This window comes from Bacillus swezeyi (assembly GCF_030908325.1).
Lineage (GTDB): Bacteria > Bacillota > Bacilli > Bacillales > Bacillaceae > Bacillus > Bacillus swezeyi.
On record NZ_CP133085.1, the window covers coordinates 3450001 to 3475709 of the forward strand.

General features: G+C 43.1%; 22 protein-coding genes, 2 rRNA genes and 1 riboswitch (1 of these 25 running past the window's edge). Of the genes, 13 read left to right on the top strand and 11 right to left on the bottom strand.

The genetic code is table 11. From position 1 onward, the window contains the following. From RBH91_RS17175 to RBH91_RS17185, 3 genes are all read right to left on the bottom strand, one after another. Positions 1-1109, bottom strand: a 23S ribosomal RNA gene (locus tag RBH91_RS17175); it reaches 1822 nt to the left of the window's first position. A gap of 162 nt (positions 1110-1271) precedes the next feature. Next, a 16S ribosomal RNA gene (locus tag RBH91_RS17180) occupies positions 1272-2820 on the bottom strand. Together the 16S and 23S rRNA genes form the textbook arrangement of a ribosomal RNA operon. A gap of 846 nt (positions 2821-3666) precedes the next feature. Beyond that, positions 3667-4770 (bottom strand): GntR family transcriptional regulator, encoded by a 1104-nt coding sequence (locus tag RBH91_RS17185; protein WP_076762087.1) that lies wholly within the window; start codon positions 4768-4770, stop codon positions 3667-3669. A 161-nt stretch (positions 4771-4931) separates the two neighbouring features. After that, a riboswitch (TPP riboswitch) is annotated at positions 4932-5032 on the top strand. Between the two features lie 111 nt (positions 5033-5143). Between RBH91_RS17185 and thiT the strand changes: the two genes are divergently transcribed. Then, a complete protein-coding gene (gene thiT / locus RBH91_RS17190) occupies positions 5144-5728 on the top strand; it encodes an energy-coupled thiamine transporter ThiT (protein ID WP_076762088.1) in 585 nt (194 codons plus the stop codon). Positions 5729-5768: 40 nt separating this feature from the next. On the opposite strand, the gene RBH91_RS17195 is transcribed toward thiT, so the two are convergent. Next, positions 5769-6326, bottom strand: coding sequence for a class D sortase (locus RBH91_RS17195; protein WP_307894783.1), 558 nt, complete (start codon positions 6324-6326; stop codon positions 5769-5771). A 105-nt stretch (positions 6327-6431) separates the two neighbouring features. Continuing rightward, complete coding sequence (locus tag RBH91_RS17200; RefSeq protein WP_307892324.1) at positions 6432-7427, bottom strand: processed acidic surface protein; 996 nt, start codon at positions 7425-7427, stop codon at positions 6432-6434. A gap of 173 nt (positions 7428-7600) precedes the next feature. On the opposite strand from RBH91_RS17200, the gene RBH91_RS17205 reads away from it, so the two are divergent. The 9 genes from RBH91_RS17205 to RBH91_RS17245 all read left to right on the top strand — a co-directional run bounded on the left by RBH91_RS17205 (position 7601) and on the right by RBH91_RS17245 (position 14612). Beyond that, a complete protein-coding gene (locus tag RBH91_RS17205; protein ID WP_239693682.1) occupies positions 7601-7795 on the top strand; it encodes a hypothetical protein in 195 nt (64 codons plus the stop codon). A 145-nt stretch (positions 7796-7940) separates the two neighbouring features. Then, positions 7941-9053: a response regulator aspartate phosphatase gene (locus tag RBH91_RS17210; RefSeq protein WP_307892325.1), complete on the top strand. Its 1113-nt coding sequence runs from the start codon at positions 7941-7943 to the stop codon at positions 9051-9053. 1 nt (position 9054) lies between these two features. After that, positions 9055-9183 carry a hypothetical protein gene (locus tag RBH91_RS17215; RefSeq protein WP_275667343.1) on the top strand — a complete coding sequence of 43 codons (129 nt, stop codon included), beginning with the start codon at positions 9055-9057 and terminating at the stop codon, positions 9181-9183. A gap of 92 nt (positions 9184-9275) precedes the next feature. Beyond that, entirely contained in the window at positions 9276-9923 is a 648-nt protein-coding gene (gene pcp / locus RBH91_RS17220; protein WP_307892326.1) for a pyroglutamyl-peptidase I, read from the top strand. A 168-nt stretch (positions 9924-10091) separates the two neighbouring features. Continuing rightward, entirely contained in the window at positions 10092-10748 is a 657-nt protein-coding gene (locus tag RBH91_RS17225) for a potassium channel family protein (RefSeq protein WP_076762093.1), read from the top strand. Between the two features lie 2 nt (positions 10749-10750). Next, entirely contained in the window at positions 10751-12064 is a 1314-nt protein-coding gene (locus RBH91_RS17230) for a TrkH family potassium uptake protein (protein WP_307892327.1), read from the top strand. A gap of 220 nt (positions 12065-12284) precedes the next feature. Then, complete coding sequence (locus tag RBH91_RS17235) at positions 12285-12596, top strand: ArsR/SmtB family transcription factor (RefSeq protein WP_307892328.1); 312 nt, start codon at positions 12285-12287, stop codon at positions 12594-12596. A gap of 189 nt (positions 12597-12785) precedes the next feature. Then, positions 12786-13727 carry an alpha/beta hydrolase gene (locus RBH91_RS17240; protein WP_307892329.1) on the top strand — a complete coding sequence of 314 codons (942 nt, stop codon included), beginning with the start codon at positions 12786-12788 and terminating at the stop codon, positions 13725-13727. Between the two features lie 402 nt (positions 13728-14129). After that, a complete protein-coding gene (locus RBH91_RS17245) occupies positions 14130-14612 on the top strand; it encodes a DinB family protein (RefSeq protein WP_076762095.1) in 483 nt (160 codons plus the stop codon). 39 nt (positions 14613-14651) lie between these two features. On the opposite strand, the gene RBH91_RS17250 is transcribed toward RBH91_RS17245, so the two are convergent. The 3 genes from RBH91_RS17250 to betB all read right to left on the bottom strand — a co-directional run bounded on the left by RBH91_RS17250 (position 14652) and on the right by betB (position 18042). Beyond that, the gene (locus RBH91_RS17250; protein ID WP_307892330.1) at positions 14652-15233 is read right to left on the bottom strand and encodes an MOSC domain-containing protein; all 582 of its coding nucleotides are present in this window, start codon (positions 15231-15233) and stop codon (positions 14652-14654) included. Between the two features lie 111 nt (positions 15234-15344). After that, positions 15345-16553 (bottom strand): choline dehydrogenase, encoded by a 1209-nt coding sequence (locus RBH91_RS17255; RefSeq protein WP_148956317.1) that lies wholly within the window; start codon positions 16551-16553, stop codon positions 15345-15347. 16 nt (positions 16554-16569) lie between these two features. Continuing rightward, the gene (gene betB / locus RBH91_RS17260) at positions 16570-18042 is read right to left on the bottom strand and encodes a betaine-aldehyde dehydrogenase (protein ID WP_307892331.1); all 1473 of its coding nucleotides are present in this window, start codon (positions 18040-18042) and stop codon (positions 16570-16572) included. 320 nt (positions 18043-18362) lie between these two features. Between betB and cudC the strand changes: the two genes are divergently transcribed. Beyond that, positions 18363-18917 (top strand): choline uptake/conversion transcriptional regulator CudC, encoded by a 555-nt coding sequence (gene cudC, locus RBH91_RS17265; RefSeq protein WP_307892332.1) that lies wholly within the window; start codon positions 18363-18365, stop codon positions 18915-18917. A 118-nt stretch (positions 18918-19035) separates the two neighbouring features. Further along, positions 19036-20664: a high affinity choline transporter 1 gene (locus RBH91_RS17270; protein ID WP_307892333.1), complete on the top strand. Its 1629-nt coding sequence runs from the start codon at positions 19036-19038 to the stop codon at positions 20662-20664. 86 nt (positions 20665-20750) lie between these two features. On the opposite strand, the gene RBH91_RS17275 is transcribed toward RBH91_RS17270, so the two are convergent. Continuing rightward, on the bottom strand, positions 20751-21668 hold the full coding sequence (locus tag RBH91_RS17275) for a class I SAM-dependent methyltransferase (protein ID WP_307892334.1): 918 nt from the start codon (positions 21666-21668) through the stop codon (positions 20751-20753). Positions 21669-22023: 355 nt separating this feature from the next. Between RBH91_RS17275 and RBH91_RS17280 the strand changes: the two genes are divergently transcribed. Next, complete coding sequence (locus tag RBH91_RS17280) at positions 22024-22683, top strand: DUF1796 family putative cysteine peptidase (RefSeq protein WP_307892335.1); 660 nt, start codon at positions 22024-22026, stop codon at positions 22681-22683. A gap of 494 nt (positions 22684-23177) precedes the next feature. Here RBH91_RS17280 and RBH91_RS17285 read toward each other — a convergent pair whose 3' ends face one another. After that, positions 23178-24674, bottom strand: a complete 1497-nt coding sequence (locus tag RBH91_RS17285) for an alanine/glycine:cation symporter family protein (protein ID WP_404802449.1) — start codon at positions 24672-24674, stop codon at positions 23178-23180. A gap of 392 nt (positions 24675-25066) precedes the next feature. Beyond that, a complete protein-coding gene (locus RBH91_RS17290; protein WP_076762103.1) occupies positions 25067-25666 on the bottom strand; it encodes a short chain dehydrogenase in 600 nt (199 codons plus the stop codon). Positions 25667-25709: the final 43 nt, after the last annotated feature.

Here is a 25709-nt window from a genome sequence, read left to right on the forward strand (position 1 = left end):
CAACATCCTGGTTGTCTAAGCAACTCCACATCCTTTTCCACTTAACGTATACTTTGGGACCTTAGCTGGCGGTCTGGGCTGTTTCCCTTTCGACTACGGATCTTATCACTCGCAGTCTGACTCCCAAGGACAAGTCTTTGGCATTCGGAGTTTGACTGAATTCGGTAACCCGGTAGGGGCCCCTAGTCCAATCAGTGCTCTACCTCCAAGACTCTTACCTTGAGGCTAGCCCTAAAGCTATTTCGGAGAGAACCAGCTATCTCCAGGTTCGATTGGCATTTCACCCCTACCCACACCTCATCCCCGCACTTTTCAACGTGCGTGGGTTCGGGCCTCCATTCAGTGTTACCTGAACTTCACCCTGGACATGGGTAGATCACCTGGTTTCGGGTCTACGACCACGTACTCATGCGCCCTATTCAGACTCGCTTTCGCTGCGGCTCCGTCTTTTCAAACTTAACCTTGCACGGGATCGTAACTCGCCGGTTCATTCTACAAAAGGCACGCCATCACCCGTTAACGGGCTCTGACTACTTGTAGGCACACGGTTTCAGGATCTATTTCACTCCCCTTCCGGGGTGCTTTTCACCTTTCCCTCACGGTACTGGTTCACTATCGGTCACTAGGAAGTATTTAGCCTTGGGAGATGGTCCTCCCGGATTCCGACGGAATTTCACGTGTTCCGCCGTACTCAGGATCCACTCAGGAGAGAACGAAGTTTTGACTACAGGGCTGTTACCTCCTATGGCGGGCCTTTCCAGACCTCTTCATCTACCTCGTTCTTTTGTAACTCCGTACAGAGTGTCCTACAACCCCAAGAGGCAAGCCTCTTGGTTTGGGCTGTTCCCGTTTCGCTCGCCGCTACTCAGGGAATCGCATTTGCTTTCTCTTCCTCCGGGTACTTAGATGTTTCAGTTCCCCGGGTCTGCCTTCTCATATCCTATGAATTCAGATATGGATACTGCTCCATTACGAGCAGTGGGTTTCCCCATTCGGAAATCTCCGGATCAAAGCTTGCTTACAGCTCCCCGAAGCATATCGGTGTTCGTCCCGTCCTTCATCGGCTCCTAGTGCCAAGGCATCCACCGTGCGCCCTTTCTAACTTAACCATTAAAAAGAATCACTACAGAAAATTCTTGTGAATGTCTACTTTTCGTTATCTAGTTTTCAAAGAACACGTTTTGAAGGAATGATCCTTCAAAACTAAACAAGATCTAAACGCACCTGTCTATAAGACCGGTAAGGTCTTATATTCCGTATAATATCCTTAGAAAGGAGGTGATCCAGCCGCACCTTCCGATACGGCTACCTTGTTACGACTTCACCCCAATCATCTGTCCCACCTTCGGCGGCTGGCTCCAAAAGGTTACCTCACCGACTTCGGGTGTTACAAACTCTCGTGGTGTGACGGGCGGTGTGTACAAGGCCCGGGAACGTATTCACCGCGGCATGCTGATCCGCGATTACTAGCGATTCCAGCTTCACGCAGTCGAGTTGCAGACTGCGATCCGAACTGAGAACAGATTTGTGGGATTGGCTGAGCCTCGCGGCTTCGCTGCCCTTTGTTCTGTCCATTGTAGCACGTGTGTAGCCCAGGTCATAAGGGGCATGATGATTTGACGTCATCCCCACCTTCCTCCGGTTTGTCACCGGCAGTCACCTTAGAGTGCCCAACTGAATGCTGGCAACTAAGATCAAGGGTTGCGCTCGTTGCGGGACTTAACCCAACATCTCACGACACGAGCTGACGACAACCATGCACCACCTGTCACTCTGCCCCCGAAGGGGAAGCCCTATCTCTAGGGGTGTCAGAGGATGTCAAGACCTGGTAAGGTTCTTCGCGTTGCTTCGAATTAAACCACATGCTCCACCGCTTGTGCGGGCCCCCGTCAATTCCTTTGAGTTTCAGTCTTGCGACCGTACTCCCCAGGCGGAGTGCTTAATGCGTTTGCTGCAGCACTAAAGGGCGGAAACCCTCTAACACTTAGCACTCATCGTTTACGGCGTGGACTACCAGGGTATCTAATCCTGTTCGCTCCCCACGCTTTCGCGCCTCAGCGTCAGTTACAGACCAGAGAGTCGCCTTCGCCACTGGTGTTCCTCCACATCTCTACGCATTTCACCGCTACACGTGGAATTCCACTCTCCTCTTCTGCACTCAAGTTCCCCAGTTTCCAATGACCCTCCCCGGTTGAGCCGGGGGCTTTCACATCAGACTTAAGAAACCGCCTGCGCGCGCTTTACGCCCAATAATTCCGGACAACGCTTGCCACCTACGTATTACCGCGGCTGCTGGCACGTAGTTAGCCGTGGCTTTCTGGTTAGGTACCGTCAAGGTACCGCCCTATTCGAACGGTACTTGTTCTTCCCTAACAACAGAGCTTTACGATCCGAAAACCTTCATCACTCACGCGGCGTTGCTCCGTCAGACTTTCGTCCATTGCGGAAGATTCCCTACTGCTGCCTCCCGTAGGAGTCTGGGCCGTGTCTCAGTCCCAGTGTGGCCGATCACCCTCTCAGGTCGGCTACGCATCGTCGCCTTGGTGAGCCATTACCTCACCAACTAGCTAATGCGCCGCGGGTCCATCTGTAAACGGCAGCCGAAGCCGCCTTTTATGATTGAACCATGCGGTTCAATCAAGCATCCGGTATTAGCCCCGGTTTCCCGGAGTTATCCCAGTCTTACAGGCAGGTTACCCACGTGTTACTCACCCGTCCGCCGCTAACCTAAGGGAGCAAGCTCCCGTCGGTCCGCTCGACTTGCATGTATTAGGCACGCCGCCAGCGTTCGTCCTGAGCCAGGATCAAACTCTCCATGAAGTTTGATAATGACTACGCACATTCGCATGTGCGATTTATTTAATGAATTAACAGGTACGTTTGTCTTGTTTAGTTTTCAAAGATCATTTCCGCCTCTCAAAGAAGCGACTTTACTAATATAACATTCTAGTAAAGTGAATGTCAACAACTTTTTTCAATCTTATTTTAAATGCTGTTTTATAAAGCCGTCTTTTTAGGGACGGATATTAATATAACATCTATTTTTATTTTGCACAATAGTTTTTTTGAAAAAATAATAATCCAGATAAACGAAATCGCAAAATCTGACTTCACCGGGTCCTTGTATCAAACTTTTAACTTTCCACAACTCTGGCCGAATGCCGTTTATGCAGCCTGATGGGAAAGTTTTATCAACAGAGTCTCAATCCACTTTTCCGCTTCCTTCTATTGGATAGGCTTTTCGGACTTCTGTTTTGCAGAGTGCAACATCAGAGAGCTGAATGGAACAGCAGTCTTCCTGCAAGCTCCGCTTTGAGGAATCAAAACAGCAAAGCGCTGACGATATTGATCATGAGTTTCCTCTCATCGCCTCTTTTAAAGAGGTATGACCAAATGGCACATTGTTCAAGGAACGCCGTCTTCGTATAAAACAATAGAGAAAACAGCTGCTCCGCGCATGATGTTTTCGGTTGATTCTGGGGGTGAAGCTCTAATGAATGCAGCACTGTATGCGATCAGCACATCGTCCATTTTTTAAAACCTTTAGGTGTGCGATGAAAAAGATCACCATCATGACCATGGTGAATATCAATGACAGTGATCCCATTTTTCTTTTACACACCTGTACCCTTAAACGTGTTGCGTCCCCAAAAAATCACATATCGTTCAACTATTTTTTAACTTGGCTGTCGATTGTCTGACAATCAGTTCAGGTTTGTAAACAGTGGAATGCTCAAGCTGGTCTGCATTCCGGCCCTCTACTTTGGCGATCATCCATTTGGCCGCTTCGATTCCCAATTGCATTTTCGGATGGGTGACTGATGTCAGCTTCACTTCAGAGGCCTGGCTTAAATGTGAATCATCGTACCCGACAATCGATATGTCTTCAGGTACTTTCAAGCCAAATTCCCTTACCACATCAAGTACCATAAGAGCAACTTCGTCATTGTAGCAGAAAATCGCTGTCGGCCGTTCGGAAGAAGACAGCCGCTTTCTTACTTCGGATACCGTCTTTTCTTTTTTGTTTTCTGTCGTGTATGTAACGACCATCTCAGGATAAAATGACAAGCCGTTTTCTCTAAAGGCGCGGATAAAACCTTTCATTCTGTTGACACCCTGCATGTCATCCTGTTTAAAAAACCCAAAAACTCTTTCATGGCCGAGCTTGATTAAATGCTCAGTGGCGATAAAGCCGCCATGCTCATCATCCAAAATGAAATGCGGCGGATTTAATTCCTGATAAAACTGATTAATCATCAAATATGGAATATGGTGCTGTTCGAGCGTCAAATAATAGTTTAAGTTCGGATTAAAGCTTCCGGTTTTCGTCGGCTCTACAATCAGTCCGTCAATTTTTTTATCAAGCATATTCACGAGGCACTGTTTTTCTTTTTCAATATCATTATTTGTACTTGCCACGATCAGCGTATATCCTTCGCTCGACAGCGAAGATTCAATTCCCCTTATAATAGAAGGAAAGATGTAGTCGGACAGATATGTCGTGATGACTCCGATCATTTTATTTCTTTCCCTTCCTTTTTCCGAAAGCTGAAGACGGTGCGAACAATACGTCCCTGACCCCTGCTCTCTGTAAAGAAGGCCTTCATGGACCAGGTCGCCGATGGCCTGCCGAATCGTATGCCTGCTGACATCGAATATTTTCATCAATTCATTTTCAGAATGAATTTTTTCTCCAGGCTTAACCTTTCCCTCGTATATCCATGACTTAATTTGATTTTTGACCATGCTGTATTTTGTATGCTCACTCATCAGATCAACCCTTTACTGCATCTTGTACGTACGAATAAGTTCTATTATAAAGGAAAAGCCGATAGCATTGCTACATATTGGAGAAATTAAGCAATTTTTTTTGAAAATGAAGCTTGTCGTCCGTTTCGTTTTTTAGTATAGTAGAATATAACTAAATAACCGATGACCACAAGGGGAGCCTTCAGGCTGAGAGTGAACGAACCGTTCTGACCCTTTGAACCTGTTAGTTAACGCTGGCGTAGGGATGTGGCAAAGTCATTCTAACTTGCATCCAAAGCAGTGCGTGGAAAACTTTCCTACTCCTTCCCCGCATTGCTTTTTTTATTGGGAAAGAAGTCCAGTATCCCTTTGTTCATCAAAAGTGAGGGTAATCATGAATCAATCAAAACAACTTGTACGTCTTATTGAAATTGCGATCATGACCGGAATTGCCATCATATTGGATATGGTGTCCGGAATGTTCTTAAAAATGCCCCAAGGCGGTTCAATTGCCGTCATGATGATTCCGATTTTTTTGATCTCCTTTAGATGGGGGTTGAAGGCGGGGCTGACAACTGGATTTTTAGCCGGATTGCTCCAGTTTGTAAGCGGGGGGCTTTACATTGCTCATCCCCTGCAGTTTCTCCTTGATTATTTTATCGCGCCCACGGCCGCTGGAATCGGCGGGGCATTTGCCGTTCCGATCCGTAAAGCGTCCAGCGAGAAAAAAAAGGGCAAACTTGCTTCATATGTTACACTTGCCGTTTTTATTGGAAGCGGGCTGAAGTTTCTCTCCCATCTGATCAGCGGCGCCGTCTTCTTCGGACACTATGCGCCTCAAGGCACACCTGTCTGGATTTATTCATTAGTATACAATGGAACATACATGCTTCCATCTTTCATCATTTGCACAATCGTACTGTGCCTGCTGCTGCTCACGGCTCCAAGGCTCTTGGGCAGGCAGATGGAAATGAGATAAATATAAAAAACAGCGGATTGACATGGGCTTCCGCTGTTTTTTATCCTTTTATTAAATCTGCCACCAATACATACCGCTCCGGTGCAGCCCCAATGAAATCAAAGGGATAGCAGGTCGATACGGTCAACGTCGCTCTCGGCTTCGGGACAATAACCGTCCGGTCATCCGCATCTACGATTCGAACCTTTTTCACTTTGTATGTAAAAGTTCCATAGACAGCTTCAACAATTAACCGATCCCCTTTGCCCACTTCTCCGAGCTTTCTAAAAACCGTATCGCGGTGGCCTGATAAAACCGAATTGTCCTCTTCCCCAGGTAAAACAGAGCCGGCGAAATGGCCCACACCTTTTTGCAATTCATCTTCATCTGTCCCATGATAAATCGGAAGCCTTGCATTGATTTTCGGAATCACGAGATCGCCGATTTTTTCACCGGTTTCAAAAGTTTGATCTATTGCGATCTTTTCTTTTTTCGCCGTTTGAACGGGCGGTTTTTCAGTTGTTTTCTCTTCTTTCACCTGCTGAAATGAAAAAAGGGCGTAGCCATGTAAAAGCTTAAACACATTCGTTGTTATAAAATATAATCCAGCAGCTACCATAACAATGGCGAAAAGCCAAATGACCTTTTTTCGCAATGTCTTAATCTCGTTTCACTCCTTACAAAAAACGCCCATTCTAAACAAGATGAGAATGGGAAGTTACATTTAAGCCGCTTTGCGAAGCCTTCTGATCAAGAAAAATCCGCCTAGCATCAGAACAACACCAAGAAGTGACCATTCCGCATAGTGTCCGGCCGTTTTTGGCAGCTTTGCACCTTTAACCGTCTTTTTCACGTGAGATGTTTTTGTTTCATGTTTGACAGCAGTTTTAGTTTGCTTCACTTTTGCCCCTGTATCATGTATTAAATCCGATCCAATCATTTCAGGTGTCAGCAAAACATCCAAAATGAAATGGCCTTGCAAGTCATAAACTTCCACAAGGAGGCTTGCTCCCTTCAGATCGTCCGCACTGACCAGCGTCGTCAAAGTCACCGCTTTTTTCTTTCCGTCTTTGACGAGGTAATATTTTGTCTTCACTTCAAGCGTCTTCTGAACGTCATTCAAAACTGAAAGCATTTCAGCGATGTCTTGAGCCGACAGCTCTGACACCGACTCGAAAGCAGCGACCGCTTCAAGCCGCTCTCCAAGCGCCATCAGATCATTTTCAAAGTTTGGATTTTTGTCCCGCACATTGCGGAGGTGATCGACGAGCTTCTCCCACTCTAGGTCATCCACACCCAGTTCTTGAAATAAATTTCCGATCTCCAGATCGTCTTCTTCATATGTCACCATAAATAGAGCATCGTCCAATTCATACTCAAACACAAATACGTCGAGAATGTTTTGACCGCTTTCCATATAGCCATTTTCAACGAAAAGATCAACCGCTTCTTTTTCACTTAATCCGTATTCTTTTAAATATGATGCCAAAAGCTTTTCGGTCAGCCTTTCTCCCAAAAAGTCTCTTAACTCTTCTACTGAATCAAAATCTCTCAAACTTTCATCATATGTATCTTGTAAATAGGCTTCCATTTCTTTTTCTGTTATTCCTATTTCTTCAAGATACTCATTAAGCTCAGCCTGTTTCGGTGCGGCAAAAGCTTCTGCTGCAGGTGCTAAAAACAGGACGCAGACCAGCAGCGACACCAGCCTCTTTTTCATTGGATATCACCCCTAAATTTATCTTTCCTTTTGATTATAATGGAATTTTTTAAAAAAACATGTATTGTAATAGAAGTTTTTTTCATCTATAATATTCTGTCCTTTTGGCACTTTAAAAAGAGGCATAATGTTTGCTTCTATTGAATGTAATATAGTAAAGCGAGTTGGGAGGTATGAAAGTGAATCCTTATTATATGATGCTCTTATGTTATATCCTATCCATCATCCATTTTTTAATAGGCTATCGGGAAGCCCTGAAAATAAGCGGAGCTGACGGACTAGTCAACGGAACCGCAATGATCTCCTGTATTCCGCTCGGCGTGGTTTTTGCTTTTTTCGCGCACTTTTTTTGGAAAATGACAATTTAAAATCGGGCCTATTCAAAAATAAATTTTTGACACACGAAAATGAACAAACTTGGATTTCAGCGTTATTCACAGACGGCGTCAGTTTATGCTATGATTAATAGAACTTCAATTTACAAAAAATTCACAAAAGATTGGAGGGAAGAGAATGGCCAAAGCAGTGGCTTCGCAGGAAGTCGCCAACATGCTGAACGACTGGTACATACGGATGAAAAAACGAGACATTTCAGGTTCGATTGAAATGAAAGATGACATAGATAAAGCCATTGAGGAAATGGAAGAAGATCAGGACGTCCTTCTCTACTATCAAATGCTGGATTTTCGCTTAAGGCTCCTTCTTGAGGATATCTCCCAAACTTCCACCGAAAAATTGGAAGCGATCAGTTTTCATGACAAAGACCCGAAAAGCACAGATGACAAGCTGAATTATTATTTTTATCTGTTCAAAGGAATCTATGAAGACTATAAGCAAAACCACACAGAAGCGCTTAATTTTTTCAGAATAGCAGAAAAAAGGCTTGGAGCGATTCAAAATGAGATTGAGAAAGCTGAATTTCATTATAAAATCGGGGTGCTGTACTATAATTTAAAAGCGACATGGCTGTCGATTCATCACATTCATATTGCGTCCGGCATCTTCCAAGGGTATGGCGGATATGCCAAAAGAGTCATCAACTGCAAAATGTTGATAGGGCTTAATTATATTGACCAATTTAAGTTTTCAGAAAGTGAAGCTTTATTAAAGGAAGCGATCGAAAAAACCGAAAAAATCGGCGACCAGTTTCTTTTGCCTTGCACTTATTACAATATGGGCTTTTTGAAAAGCAAGGAAGACAAGCACGAAGAAGCGCTAAAGTATTACAGAAAAGCTTTTGCCATCAAAGATTTTGAAACGAAAACCAAGTATGCTTACCTTCTTTGCGTTTATGAAAACGTCAGATCTCTCCTGAAAACCAATGCATACGATCAAGCTTTTAAATGGATCGATGTGGGCTTTAAAAAAGCTCAAGAAATGAACAGTGAAATTTTCGTTTTGAAATTCAATATTTTATATACATTACATTCAAACCTTCAGAATAAAATGGAAATAATCAAGGACTTTGTTCACCAGTTAGAAAATAAAAAAGCTTGGGTAGATCTGGAGGAATTGCTGATGGACGTGGCGAATTATTACCGGGAGAAGAAGTTATATGATGAAGCCATCTATTTTTACATTAAAACAGATAAGGCGAGCAAACTCGCCGGAAGAGGAGGAGAATAGAATGAAAAAGCTTTTATTGGCAGCATTTGTTTTAGGAGCAGTATTCACCTATTCTTTAGCAGATCATGGAGCAGAAGCGGCTTCTAACAGTGAGCAGGTGCAGCTGGCATCCCGCGGATCTGGCGCCTGATACATGTCACCAATCAAAATACCCATTCAGCAGATGGCTGGATGGGTATTTTCATCCATGTCATAAAAAACGTATTTTCAGGAGTGAGTGATATGAAAAAGAAAGTGCTCCTCACAGGCTTTGATCCTTTTGGCGGAGAATCCGTCAATCCATCTTGGGAAGCTGTTAAACGGCTTAACGGAGAGAGAGTTGAAGACATTTTAATCGCCGCCGAGCAGATTCCGACCGTTTTTCATCAATCAGCAGACATTTTGGAAAAAGCGATCGCGAAACATTGTCCTGATATTGTCATTTGCGTGGGACAAGCAGGCGGGCGGCCCCATATGACACCGGAACGCATAGCAATTAATATCGATGATGCCCGCATTCCCGATAATGACGGCCAAGAGCCGATTGATGAACAAATTGCGGCAGCCGGGCCAGCCGCTTACTGGTCAGCTCTTCCGATAAAGCGCATCGTTAAAAACATGAAGGAGAGCGGCATTCCGGCATCTGTCTCCAACTCAGCCGGAACCTTCGTGTGCAATCATTTATTTTATCGGTTAATGCACTACATAGACCGTTCTTCATCAAGCATGCGCGGAGGATTCATCCACATTCCTTTTCTGCCTGAGCAAACGGTCGATAAAAAAGAGCCAAGCCTCAGTTTGGAAACAATCGTAAAAGGATTGCGCATTGCCGCATTAACGGCTGCCAATCATGAAACAGACATCCGCGAAACCGGAGGCTCGCTTAGCTGACACCCAAAAACAGCAGCGGCCCCAGCCTCCGTTACTGCTTTAGAAAGATCCTCCCCTCGTCGATCAAGATCTTCTTTTTACCCTGCCCTAAAAACGAAGCACCCTGCGGCGTGTTTTTCGCAAAAAAACGTAAACACTAAAAGAAAAACAGCCTAAAGGGTGAGCAGCATGCAGAAATCTTATGCCGTTTTCGGACTCGGCCAGTTCGGCGGCAGCCTTGTCAAAGCATTCCATGAAAAAGGAACAGAAGTCATCGGCATCGATAAATCTGAAGAGAAAGTAAATGAATATTCGGCCTATGCCACCTATACCGTTTGCGCCAATGCAGTTGATGAAAACACATTAAAGCAAATCGGCATTCGAAACATTGACCACGCGTTCGTTTCATTTGGAGACGATATCGAGGCCAGTATTTTAACTTCGCTTTTGCTGATTGAAATGGGCGTTCCACAAGTATGGTCAAAAGCACAGAATGATTACCACCAAAAAGTCCTTCATAAAATTGGCGTCAATCGGATCATTCATCCTGAAAAAGATATGGCAAGGCGAATTGCAAGCCATATTACTTCTGAAAAGATGATCGATTTCGTTGAGCTTTCGCCAAACTACAGCATCGTCGAAATTATTGCCACGAAAAAACTGGATGGCAGAAGTTTAGGAGATGTTGATGTCCGTGCAAATTTCGGGTGCAATATCGTGGCAATCAAACGGCAGGGCCATTTTATCATTGCCCCCAGTGCAGATGACATCATTTATGAAAAAGACGTTTTAATTGTGATTGGGCAAAATAAAGATATTGAAGCCTTTGAAAAAAAGGGTGATTAAACATGAAATTCAAACAGATTCAACTGAGCCCTTCTCAATTGCTTGTATTGGTTTTCTTATTTTTTATATTGTTAGGAACCCTTTTATTGAAGCTGCCTTTCGCAACACCTGAGAGCGTGAATTGGATTGACACGCTTTTTACCGCGACATCAGCCATGACCGTAACCGGTTTAGTCGTCGTTGATACCGCCGCGGATTTTACGGTGTTCGGCCAGGCCATCATTCTCATTCTGATCCAGATCGGCGGCCTGGGGATTATGTCGTTTGCAGTGCTCATTTTTATCATGCTGGGGAAAAAAATCGGTCTTAAGGAACGGCTGCTGATTCAGCAGTCCCTCAATCAGACTTCACTCGGCGGAATCATTCAATTAATCCGAAATTTATTTATTTACTCATTTATTATCGAAATGATGGCGATGGTGGTGTTAGCGTTTAGATGGGTTCCTGAATACGGATGGAAACATGGCGTATACTACAGCCTTTTTCACTCGGTATCCGCTTTTAACAACGCCGGATTTTCCGTTTGGCCGGACAGTTTGATGCGGTATGAAGGCGATCCGCTTGTCAATATTGTCATCACATCTTTATTTATCATCGGAGGAATAGGCTTTACCGTATTATCTGATTTATGGCATAAACGAAATTTGAAAAATTTAAGCCTTCATTCAAAATTAATGATATACGGAACTTTTATTATCAATATATCAGCCATGATCATGATCTTTCTGCTTGAATACCAAAATACGCTGGGGCCGCTGCCGTTAAATGAAAAACTTTTGGGAGCCTATTTTCAAGCCGTTACGCCAAGAACTGCCGGATTTAACACGTTAGACATTGGGAGTTTGCGTGAAAGCACGATCACGCTGATGCTGCTGCTTATGTTTGTCGGAGCGGGAAGCGCTTCAACTGGAGGAGGGATCAAGCTGACGACATTTCTGGTCATTCTCCTCTCAGTGATCACTTTCTTAAAAGGAAAAAAACATATTTCAATCGCGAGAAAAACGCTGAAAGACAAATTGATCATTCGTTCCCTCGCGATTTCGACCATCAGCGTGTTATTGATTTTAACAGCCGTTTTCATTTTAAATATGACAGAACCCAAACCCTTTTTGGATATATTGTTTGAGGTCGTTTCCGCCTTTGGCACGGTGGGGCTGTCGATGGGCATAACGGCTGACTTGTCGCCTCTTGGAAAGGTGATCATGATCTTTATTATGTTTTTAGGGAAGCTCGGGCCTTTGACATTGGCGTTTTCACTGGCCAGGCCCGAGCAGAAGAACATCCGGTATTCAAGCGAAGATATTCTGACCGGATAAAACGGCCTTCAGATCGTTCTTTTCGTCCCGCCGTTATGCGGCACCGCGATTTTTCGGGGCATGCTTTGCGAATCATGAAACAAATAATGCCCGCAAAGGGAAAAATAAAAAGCAGCCATAACGGCTGCTTTCCAATACTTCAGTTGACAGTAACAATAATAAAGTTTTATAATGAGCAAACGTTTAAACATTCGAACGAATCAAACTTAGGAGAGATATTATGAGTCAGCACACAATAAACATATTACGAGAATGTACGCCTATTTTCTCTATTTTGCGGGATAGTAATCGTCAAGAAATATTGGTGTTACTTTATGATGAAGGAGAAATGTCAGTCAGTCAGATATCAGATCGTCTCTCTCTTTCTAGACCAGCAATTTCACACCATTTAAAGCACCTCTTAGACGCAAAAATAGTTACTGTTCAAAAACGTGCTACTGAAAGATATTATGCCCTTTCTCTTGAACATTCTATTATGTTATTAAAAAAACTAATTGAATCGTTGGAAACCGATAACCAGTTGAAAAAATAATCAACAAATATATAGTAAAAATGATAAAAGTAGTATTTCTCAATGCTACTTTTTTTTGAAAAGTGTATACAAAATAGGTTAATTGACAAAAATCAAAGTATATATTAATATCATATAAGCATTATGTTCGAATGTTCGAACATTTAAATATTCGGATGAATTATAAACTAATTTTTAGGAGGAAACAAAATGATATACAGTAAACAAAGAGAATGGTTTGAGATTCAACAGTATTTACCAAAAAAGTACCACTTTACAAAAAAATATCAACCATCAGAAGAATGGTGGAACTGGAAAGGACACAAGGTTCACTTAGATTGCTTCCGTAATCAAAAAGCTCCTGTTAAAGTAATTTTATTCCATGGAGTGGGTACAAATGGTAGGCAGATGTCCATGATTTTAGGTGGCCCTCTTTCAAAAGACGGCTTTGAAACTATTGCTATTGACATGCCTACTTATGGAGTAACAGAAGTAAGAAAAGGTGCAGTTGTAAAATACGAGGACTGGGTTGATTTAGCATGTGATTATATCGACTATGAATTACAACGGGATGACAGACCAATCGTACTCTATGGCTTAAGCGCAGGTGGTATGGAAACCTACCATGTTGCTGCTAAAAATAAGAAAGTTAAAGGGATCATTGGTATGACATTCTTGGATCAAAGAATTAAACAAGTACGTGATGAAACAGCTAGAAACCTCTTTATGAGTCGCGTTGGAATTCCAATGGCAGGAATTACTTGTAAAATAGGACTTGGAAGCTTCAAGATGAAGATGAGTACAGCTTCTAAAATGAGCGCACTATGTAATGATAAGAATGTGATGAAAGTATTTAATCGTGATAAAACTTCTGCTGCAAATAAAGCAAGTATGGAATTCATAAATAGTTACTCTATTTACCAGCCAGCAATGGAACCAGAAGATTTTGATGTATGCCCTATTCTTTTAACACAACCAGAGAAAGATAGATGGACACCATTACACTTGAGTACACTTTTTTTAGATAGAATTAAAAAAGTAGATGTAGAAGTTGTACATTTAGAAAATGGAGGACACTATCCAGTTGAACAACCCGCGTTGGACCAGATGCATGATGCAATCTTAGGATTCATCCATAAGGTTACAAAATAACCTTATGGATTGTACTAAAAGGTTATGTGAAGAAATGTACTTAAACTGGGTGCTAGAATTCAATAAGAGCGAGCTAGCTTCAACAGCCTTTGATCTTCCACAATCGGGCGCTTTAATTGAGCAACAGAAAAAGCCTAATTTCTCAAGAAATTGGGCTTTTTAATATTGGAATTTCCTTAATGTTGTAAATCCGCATTTTCCTAACGCTGCCCCATGCTTATCAAGCTAACACTGAGGAATTCTTAGGGCGGAGCCATTTCTGCAAGATAACTCATGAATACTACAAAAGAAAGGTATGCCAATTTTTTCTTAAGCATATCTGAATATGATATAAAAACCGAACGCTTTTTGGTTATTTTTCCAGGCTTCATTATGGTAAAGTTAAAACAGGAGGGGATATTCATGAGCATTTTTAATGAGGCGAGAAAAGAACTTTGGAACGAGATTCAAGGCCTGCCGGATAACGATATCAATAAAAGGCCGGCAGAAAACGAATGGAGCATTCAAGAAGTGCTTGACCATTTGAAAAAAATCGATTTGATGGCGGCTCAGATGTTTAAAGAACAAATCCAGCACGCACCGATTAAAACAATAGAAGAAAAACCGGTCAAAGCCTCGGAAGACAGGAGTACAAAACGAAAAGCGCCCCCTTTTATAGAGCCGGAAAGGAAAAGTACGGATGTATTAACCATTAAGGCTGAACTGGACAATGTCAGACAACAGCTGACCTCGGTCATCGCCGCATTTCAAGAGGAGGATTTTCAGAGAGTCCTGCCTCATCCAATCTTTAAAGAGTTGACGGTCAGACAGTGGATCGATTTTATCGGCCATCATGAAAAAAGACATATCCAACAGATTCAAGACATTAAACAGAAAATATCATAATGGAATGCCGGAGACCCGTTTCCCGGGTCTCCCATCCGATTATGCAAACGATCTGGCATCTCTCACGGCGTTAGGTGAGTATGACCAAACTTCGGCTTGATCGCCTTGATTAATGAGACCCGGCCGTTCGACGACACAGACGATGCCTCTTCTCCCCATGGCATGACGGACAAAGCGGGACGCAAGCTTCGGCTTGTCCGGAAATTGTTCCTGAATGACCTCACCGGGCTGGATGCACGGTTCATTCTCGCCTTCGCATAAAAGAGCGGCACCGCTCGGAAAAATCAATCGGCTTCCTTCCCTCAGCGATGACAGATGAGGCAGGCCGCTCAATGCGATATTGGCTCCGAGCCATTCGGGAAGAACGGCGGGAACATTGAGCTTTTCGGCAACCGCCAGGCATTCTTCGACTGAGACAATCGAAATCTGCCTCCTGTTGAAAATTTCCGTTCCCCTTTTATACATCGGTTCCCGGGCTCCCGCTTTCTTTGTCAGGCCAAAATGCAGATCGCCCGGAATTCCTCCGTAATCGATTGAAATTTTCTCCTTTTTATCGGTCACAAATGATTGTGTTTCCGCTATGTATACATTCTCCGCTGCAGCAGTCCATCTTTTCCACATTCAGTCCATCCCCTTTATGAAATATGTGATTTATTTTACAACGCTTCCCTTTTTTTCTCAAATTAAGAAAACCCGCTGTGCGAGAAACACAGCGGGCCAAATCATTTTTTCTTATACAGTTTTCGGCGTCAAGTCAAAGCAGCGGTTGTAAATCCAATTGTACGCTTTTTCGTTCAGGTCTCTTGGATTTCCGACTGTTTGCGGATCTTTCATCGCTTCTTTTGAGAGGCGCTCAACCATGTCAGGCGATACACCTTGTTCTTCAAGGCTAGGAATCTCTAAATCTTCCACAAGCTGATACATCCAGTTTACTGAAGCTTTAGCCGCTTCTACTGTTGACATGCCGCTTGTGTCGATGCCGAATGCTTTTGCAATCCGCGCGAATTTTTCAGGATAGCCTTTCCAGTTGTATTCCATAACAGGGCCCATCATTGCCGCAACACATTGGCCGTGTGCAACAGGGATGATTCCGCCGAGTGTCTGACTCATCGCATGAGCCGCACCTGCTGATTCACTTCCGTAAGAAAGACCTGCAAGCATGGCAGCTTGAGCCATTCCATATCTTGCTTCAAGATCTTCTCCGTCAGCAAACGCTCTGCGGATATAATGTGCACCGTATTCAATCGCAAGCAACGCTACAGCGTCAGTGATCGGCTGAGCAAATTTCATTGTGTAGCATTCGATTGCGTGAGCCAATGCGTCCACACCTGTCATCGCTGTTACATGCGGAGGCATTGATACATGCAATTCAGGATCGATGACTGTCAGGTGAGCAGCGATCAGCGGGCCGCCCGTATTGAATTTAAATTCGCGCTCTTCATCTGTGATAACCGCCCATTGGGTCACTTCTGAACCAGTTCCGGCAGTCGTCGGAATGGTTGTAAGCGGAGGAATCCGGTTTTCAAGCGGTTTTTTTCCTTCTGCCGCTTCATAATCAAGGACTGAGCCTTCGTGAGTCGCTTCAACTCCGATCGCTTTCGCCGTATCCATTGAGCTTCCGCCGCCGACTGCTACAAGTCCGTTGCAGTTTTCTTCTGCAAAAAGCTTTGAGCCTTCAGCTACAAGACGTACAGGCGGGTTCGGTTCTACTTTATTAAAGACGACAACTTCAACGCCAGCTTCCTGTAAAGATTCAACGACAGGATTTGTCACACCCGCTTTGTAGATGCCAGGGTCTGTGACAAGCAGCGCTTTTGTGACGCCAAGATTTTTCACTTCATCTCCCACATGTTTAACGGCTCCGATGCCGTGCTTAATGACAGTTGGGATTTCAAACGTGTGGAATTTGTTCATTGCTTCTACTTTCATATTTAAAGTCATCAATTTCTCCTCCTTCTTATGCTTTAAACCAATTGACGGCTGCTGGTTTTGTATTGCGGTAGACATGCTTTACTTCCGTGTATTCTTCAAGACCCATGCGGCCAAGCTCGCGGCCGATGCCGGATTGCTTATATCCGCCCCATGGCGCCTGAGCGAAATAAGGGTGGAAGTCATTGATCCAAACTGTTCCCATCCGCAGTTTGGCAGCGACGCGTTCCGCTTTTTCGATGTCTTTTGACCAAACAGCGCCGGCAAGGCCATAGATCGTGTCGTTCGCAAGCGCGGCAGCCTCTTCTTCTGTGCTGAATGTTTCTACAGTTAGGACAGGCCCAAATACTTCTTCTTGCACGATTCTCATATCAGATGTACATCCTGAGAAGATTGTCGGCAGGTAGAAGAAACCGTTTGCGAGCTCCGGATCTTCCGGACGCTTTCCGCCTGTTTCAAGTTTTGCGCCCTCTTCCAGACCGATTTCCACATATTTTTCGACTTTGCTTCGGTGTTCAGCGGAAATGAGCGGACCGCTCTGCGTATCTTCGTGGAACCCATTGCCAAGCTTGATATTTTTCGCCCGTTTCACAAGCTCTGCCAAGAATTCATCATGGATGGATTCTTCAACAAGCAGGCGGGCCCCCGCAGAACAAACTTGACCGGCGTGGAAGAACACCGCGTTCAGCGCCTGATCAACCGCTACATCAAAATCGGCGTCTTTAAACACAATATTCGGATTTTTGCCGCCAAGCTCAAGGGCGATTTTTTTGACATTCGTACTTGCCGCCTGCATGATTTTCTTTCCGGTTTCAATTCCGCCGGTGAAAGAAATCAAATCGACATCTGTATTTCTGGCAAGCTCATCACCTACTGTAGCTCCAGATCCGAGCACAAGGTTGGCAACACCTTTTGGCACGCCCGCTTCTTCCATCAGTTTGAAGATTTTAATCGTTGTAAGCGGTGTAATTTCACTTGGCTTTACAACGATTGTATTACCTGCTGCTAAAGCGGGAGCTATTTTCCAGCTTGCTTGCAGGAGCGGATAGTTCCAAGGTGTGATTTGCCCGCAGACTCCGACAGGCTCTCTGACGATTTCGCTTTTTGAATCCGGAATCGGTGAAGAAATCACTTCACCGCCATCTTTATCAGCAAGCCCTGCATAATACTGAAACACGTTTGCGATATCATCCATATCGGCTCTGCTTTCTTCAACCGTTTTGCCAGTATCAAGCGATTCCAGTTCTGCCAGTTCTTCATGATCGCGTCTGATCAGCTCTGCGATCTTTAATACAATGTTGCCGCGTTCAAGTCCTGGTGTATTCGCCCACTCGCCGTCGTCAAATGCGCGGCGTGCAGCAGCAATCGCCTTAACAGCGTCTTCTCTGTCTCCTTCACTGACGGTTTCAATGTGTTCTTGATTATAAGGATTGATAATCTTGCGAGTCTCGCCTTTTTCGGCGCTCACCCATTTTCCGTCAATGAAAAATGTTTGACTCATAAAAAGCAGCCTCCTCATTACGCAAAGTTTGTTAAATAAAAATTTAACGTTTTGAACACTTTGAATTTATCATGCGCATTTTTCCATGTCAAAGGAAATCCGGCTGATTATTTTTTTTGAATTTTATGTGAACGCACTGCTCACATGGGCTGAGCCTGTTTTTAAAAAAAATTTGATTTTGACATTTAAATTTCTTTCGTTAACATAAAGAACATACAGAAATAACTTAACAAACTTAACGCGGATTTCAGATCAAATCCTGGAAACTGGGGAATTGATCGATATTGCTGATGTTCCGCTCCTTTGAAAGGAGGCAAGTTATGGACGAGACCCGTAATCTTTCTGCAAAAGAAGCGATCGCTCAAGCAAAAGATTTAGTCATTGATTCGATTGCAGAAACAATGGATCTGTATGGGATCACCCGAAGTGCGGGTATTCTTTACGGAACAATGTACCTTTCAGATGAAATGACGCTGGACGAAATGCGGGAAGAGCTGCAGATGAGCAAGCCCAGCATGAGCACGAGCGTGAAAAAGCTTCAGGACTTAAATGTCGTCAAAAAGACATTTCATAGAGGAAGAAGAAAACACAGCTTTGTTGCTGAGAAAGATTTCTTCAAGTTTTTCACAAGCTTTTTCCCGCAAAAATGGGAAAGAGAAGTAAAAGTCAATCTCATAGCCATTCAAGACGCTCAAATAGCGATGGAGGACATCATCGAAAACGATGCTGTAGATCAAAGCTTAAAAGAAGAAGCGAGAACTCTTTATGACCAGCTCGAACATTCAAAGCCATACTATGACTGGTTGCTGAGACTCGCCAAGTCTGTCCAATCCGGAGAGATTTTTGAGTTTATTCCAATTGAAAATAAGAAATAAAAAGGTTTTATCCGCTCTGAAGTGTGCTCATTTTTCTATACTTCCCAGAGTGGCGCAAAACCTTTTTCAAATTTTAATTTAAAGAAAATTCAAAAAATTTCGGAGGCGATGTGCATACATGAATTATACTGATAAGAAAAAAAACTTGGTTAAATTAGGGATATTCGCACTATTTGTGGGAGGCATCCTGGCATATATCGGCTTTTCCAATGCCGATATTCATTGGGGCGGCTTTATTTCAATGATGATTTTCTTTGCTTTCACTTATTATTTGGGCGCTTTTTACGCAGCAAAGAAATCAAATTCGTTTTCCGATATGGTCGTTGCCAAAAGAAGCATGCCATTTTTCATCGGAATGGTGACAATGGCGGCAACATGGGTCGGCGGCGGCTATATAAACGGAACTGCTGAATCAGCCTACAGCAATGGCATTGTCTGGGCTCAAGCACCATGGGGCTACGCTTTAAGCCTGATCATCGGCGGTATTTTCTTCGCGAGAAAGATGCGCCGCTATGAATTTATGACCATTATCGATCCTCTCGAACAGCGCTTCGGTAAGCGGATGGCAGGGGTTTTATATATACCGGCGCTGTTAGGAGAATTGTTTTGGAGTGCCGCGATTTTAACAGCGTTAGGCACGACATTCGGAATGATTCTGAATATCGATTTCCAGACTTCGATTATTCTCTCGGCAATGATCGCCATCGCCTATACGGTTGCCGGAGGAATGTGGGCAGTCGCCTTCACAGATGTATTTCAAATGATCATCATTTTACTCGGACTCATTTTAGTGGTTCCATTCGTCTTATCAAATGTCGGTTCATTGGATGTCGTATGGGCCAATTACAGGCACGATTTCGGCAGCAGCGCCAATCTGTTTCCGCCTTTGGACGGCTGGAAAAACCCGGATTGGGGAAACCTCTTTTGGAACTGGTGGGATAATGCGCTCCTCTTAATTTTCGGAGGTATTGCATGGCAGGTTTACTTTCAGCGTGTCCTTTCAGCAAAATCAGAAAACGCTGCCATGTGGCAGTCGGTTATTGCCGGCGTCATCTGCATCATCGCAGCCATTCCGTGCGTGATCATCGGAGCTGCCGCAAACAGTGCAGATTGGAGCCTATTCGGGACGACCGCTCCAGAAAACCCGGCGATGATTTTGCCGCAGGCGCTTGCTTATTTAACACCGGGAATCATTGCAGGGATCGGTTTGGGTGCAATCGCGGCAGCCGTCATGTCAAGCATGGACTCGTCCATTTTGTCGGCATCTTCAATGGCCGCATGGAATATTTACCGTCCGCTGATCAAGCCAAAAGCCACCCAAAAACAGCTGCAAAAAGTCGTCAAACGATCAATCATTTTGTTCGGGGCAGGAGCAGCCATCATTGCGCTAAATGTAAAAAGCGTTTATACATTGTGGTATTTGGCTTCAGATTTAGTCTATTGTATTTTATTTCCCCAGTTAACAATGGCCCTCTTTTATAAAAGAGCAAACTTATACGGGTCAATTGCTGGATTTGCAGTTGCAGTCATTCTGAGGCTCGGCGGCGGGGAACCTGCTTTCGGCATTCCTCCATTTCTGCCGTATCCGATGATGGAAGACGGTGTCGTCCTCTTTCCATTCCGGACACTGGCTGCAGTCACAGCATTTATGACGATCTTCGTTGTGTCTGAACTGACACAGCGCAAATGCCCTCCTAAACAGCTAGTACTCCCCCAAGAGAAAAAGAAAGAAGATCAAGCAGCTTAAGTAAAAAGGAAAAACGCCCGGAACCGGGCGTTTTTCCTTTTTAAAATGATACGCAAAGAGAAAGGCCGCCCTTCCTCTTTAAGGCATTATTTTTTAATGGCATGAATGTAGTGAATGGTTTCAAAGGCTGCTAGATAATCATTTCGATCTTTAAAATAAAGTTCATGAATTTCAGCCGGTGATAAATGTTCGACAATCAGCAAACCGGATTTTTCCAGCATTTTCTCCATTTCATGATAAGAATAGCACGATTTCATTGGTTCTCCGCTTGCTGCTGCCATTTTCACCATGTTTTCTACCCTATTGGAGATCCCTTTTTCTTTAAACAGGTTTTCGTCTGCATAATCAAAAACGATCGAGCTTCCTGAAGGAACGTCATCCATTACATGCTGCATCAATCTTGCATTTTCTTCTTTCGTTAAATAATAAGAAACGCCTAAAAGACTAAAGAATGTTTTTTTGCTGCAATGAAACCCTTTATCTATTAAATCTTGATAAGAAAAATTGTTGGTGAAATCCTTGGAAATCAAATGAAGATGACTCGGGATTTCAAAATGAGCTTCATCCAGCCTTTTCTTTTTAAATTCCTGTGTCGCAGGATGGTCAATTTCAAATATATCCAAGATGTTCTTCAATTCCGGATGCCGAAAACAAAATGTATCCAGACCGGCTCCAAGAATAACATATTGTTCTGCTCCTAATTGAATTTCATGATGCAATACTTTTTCCAGGTAAGCAGCACGCGCCAGAGGGGTTGGAGAAAGTTGAATCTGTGTAATCCATTTTAATATTTCTTCTTTATCCCACTTGAATTTTTCCGCGATATCTTTGTTGAAGAACTGTATGCCTTGAATCATATTCTCTTTGATGTCATGAAACTCATGCTGTGAAATGAAATCTTTGGCTATATGGTCATCAAAGATTTTAGGTTCATCGAATTGGCTATGATAAGCTCTGCCAAAAGCCGATATTAATGAAGTTAAACTGGACTCATCTTTTTTCAATGTAAAACACTCCTCATAGAGCAAAAAAATAAGATTCCCCCGGCCAGGAGAATCTTATTCTATAACAAAATATCTAATTAGTAAATTTTAGCATAAATAATTTTTTTTGTCAAGTTTAAAGCATGAAACTGTAACATAAAAGATCTGATCGAGAAAGCCGCTCTGAGCACCCCGAATTCCAAAAATGAGAATGTCTATTAGCCCTTAATAAGCAGACTTCATTACGAGTTTTTTCATTATTTTTCCTATTTCATTAACCGGGACAGACAGCAGTCGTTTCTCAAGCTCACCTAGCAACATATGATAAATGAGCAGACTGAAAGGAATATTTCACACCAAAGAGGAGTGTTGATATATGAATTTACACCAAATCAAAGGAGACTATGATGCTATATTCGGATTAGGGCATCTTTGTTTAACAGCCCTTCAACTTACAAAAAATAATTTAAGGCCTTATGCCGGACCTTTAGATTGGGTCGGAACCCGTTATCTGACAGACCTTAACCGCCTGTTAAAAAATCGTTTTTCTCATTTTATGGAACCCATAAACCTCAGAGTAACAGGCTACTCGACTGGAGTCTATAATAAAGAACGCTACATCTCATTAACAGATGATTATTATTCCATCGACTCTGCCCATGATTTTAAAGCAGACAAAAACACAATGGATGAAATTGTCACTTATCCAGAAGTAAAAGAGAAATTCAATAGAAGAATTAATAGATTTTTAGATAAAATGGCGACAGCCAACCGAATCCTTTTTGTCAGAACCAGCGGAACGTTTAAAGAAGCTCAGGAGCTTGAATCTGTATTGTCAGGTTTGGTCCAAAACGATTTCAGTGTTTTGCTTATCAATCATTCCGATGTAAACGGAATCGTTGAACAAAATTGGCCATTAAAAAGAGTATGCGCGGTCGAGCTTCCGGAAAAAGAAATATGGGAATCTAATGACCGATTGTGGCGGGAAATGCTTACTGGCGTGAATTATGTTCCGTATCTAACGAAAATGGGATAGATTCTATATGGGTGAGGATTCAGGCTCAAATTTTGAAATATGGTTTGGCCGCATATGGCCAATTTACTTAAAGAGAAACCCTTGACTTATCAAGGGTTGAGCATAGTGGCCTTGAACCGCTTCCTCTACACTGCCGGTTGTAGATGATGCCTTCTGAACGATAATGATGATTGTTGGCGCCAACAATTTTCTATTTATTTCATCGAACACAAAGAGAAAACCCCCCTTGAGAAATCAAGGGGTTCATCCAAAGATGGGCTGACATCGCGCCGCCCATTCCGCTGTTTATCGCATTCTTAAGAAAAACTTGGTATAAGCGGATTTGCGCAAAACCCCATCAAGGGATTATTTCGCGTGATTTCACTTTTTTTATGCTTTTCGTGATTTACTTGTGATCATCAGAACAAGCTCAACCGCTGCCTTCGTCAGGAAAGCGCTTTCAGATATGCTTAAATGGGCAACTTCCTACCTCTTGGGAGGGTGCTCAGCCGCGGTTACATACGGACATGTACTTGCTTCACAGTATTTGTTTCATCCTCTTTCACCATTGATTGATAATCTTTCTCCCAAAAATCAGCATCTTTTATCCCCAGTTTTTTTGGGTCAAAGACAGGGTCTTTCCCTTCTTTTTTTTGATCCTCATAATCTCTTAGCACTTTTAGAGCTGTTTTCGTCATGAATAAAATGGCTATTAAATTTAACCATGCCATGCTTCCCATCCCGAGATCTCCGAGAGCCCAAACGATTTTCCCTGATTGCACACTGCCATAAAAAACCGTCACGAGCAATATCAGTTTCAACATATGCAAAATCCATTCAAAGGATTTCTCTCGATTGCGATTAATAAAAGCTAAACAAGTTTCAGCTTTATAGTAATATGACATTAGAGTTGTAAAACCAAAGAAGAATAACGCAATAGCTAAAAAAGCAGTGCCAAAACCAGGAATGACTGATTCTACAGCGAGTTGGGTATACACAGAAGGATCCTCTCCAGCGGCAGCATTTGAAGTAATGAAGGCGCCGCCATCTGGCGAAACATTATACATCCCTGTTATAAGTATGGTAAAAGCCGTCGCTGAACAAATAACTAAAGTCGTGAGATAGACGGAAAAGGCTTGTACTAATCCTTGTTTTGCCGGATGTGACACTTCAGCCGCTCCAGCTTCAAAGGTCTCGCTGCCAATTCCGGCCGCATGTGAAAAAGCACCACGCTGTACTCCCCAGGTAATCGCTGACCCCACAACGCCTCCAAACACCGAATCAGCGCCAAACGCACTTTTTAAGATGAGCATGATGACACCGGGTAAATGTACTAGATTAAAACCTACTATGACAAGACATATTAGGACATAAATTATAGCCATCGTAGGAACCACTGTTTCGGCAACCCTTCCCAATCTTTTGACTCCGCCAAAAATAATAATGGCAAGAATGATAGCCAATATCCCTCCTGTGAAGGCTGTAGAGATGCCAAATGCTTGATGAACTGAAACTGCAATTGTGTTGGCCTGCAGGGTTGGCCATAAGACTGCCATAACAATGATTGTTACAAAAGCGAATAAATTTGCGGTTTTTCTCATCTTCAGCCCTTTTTCAATATAAAAGGGGACTCCTCCGCGATACTCTCCTCTAATTTTACTTTTATACACCTGTGTCAGTGTAATTTCAATAAACGAGGAAACAGCGCCAAGCAGTCCCATCATCCATATCCAAAAAACAGCGCCGGGTCCTCCGAAGGCAATAGCTGTTGCTACACCAGCAATGGTTCCGGTTCCAACACGACTTCCCAAAGACATTGATAACGCTTTAAATGGAGATAATCCCGCTTCTGAATCTTTTCCTTTAAACGTTAGAACCACCATATCTTTTAGGTGCCTGATTTGCAGAAAGCGTGTCGCTACTGTGTAAAATATCCCGATGATCAGAAAAAAAAATACTAAAGCCGGACTCCATATATAGCTATTTAAAGAATCCACAACATTTTGTATCATCTGTGTTAGCCCCTTTGTCCATCTTAACAGATGCTTATTTTCCGTCTCCCATTTTTCCCTTTGCTTGTTTGGTGTTTAGATTGAATATCCACTCATCACAATAGTTCAACCTATTATGCCTTCCTACTATGAGAATGGGTACCCCATTATTTCATTCGACCTATCCAACAATTCATATTTGGAAAATTCGCAAAAATTTCAAGTTTGTCTTCCCGGCCATTCGAAGATTCATCGATCGAATGATCATCTCAGGGACAAAATATTCGCTTTATCCCTGAGCACCATTCAACGTCGTCGTCCATTAATACGGACGAATAGCTGATGCTGATTTTTGATGGAACTTCTCTAAATAAAACTTTATTTTTACTAGTGAATATCCAGAATGGCTTCGTTTAGTAAACGTAATAGCTTTGTCCCGTTTGAGCTCCTAAAATACTTTTTCTAAACGCTAAACCCACACGCTTCGAAGAAACAGGTTCAAATCCTTGAAACAATGGACCATATTTCTCAATAGAGTCTTCCAGCATACTTGGACTCACATGGTTAATGCGAATACCTCTCGGCAATTCAATTGCCGCAGATTGAACAAAAGCACGAATCCCGCCGTTTGCCATAGCTGCAGAAGCTGCTTTTTCAATGGGATCATCCATTAAAATACCTGTTGTCAAAGTGATACTGCCCTTATCACGTATGTACTTCAATCCAAGCAGAATCAAATGAATCTGCCCAAGCAGCTTGCTGTTTACCGCAATGAGATTTTGTTCTGGTGTCATCTCATCGACAAAACCGAAGTGTGCAGCGCCTGCTGCGCTCGCGACGGCATCCACTTGTCCTACTTGCTCAAACATTCTAGAAATACTTGCTGGAGAGGTGATGTCTACCTCTACATCTGAATTCGATCGGCTTGCTGTAATGATCTCGACATCATGGCTCAGTTCTTTATATACTGCTGAACCAATCGTTCCATTTGCTCCTACAAGTAACAACTTCAATTGTTTTCCCTCCTAAATCCTCTCTGTTCATCAATTTTTCTTT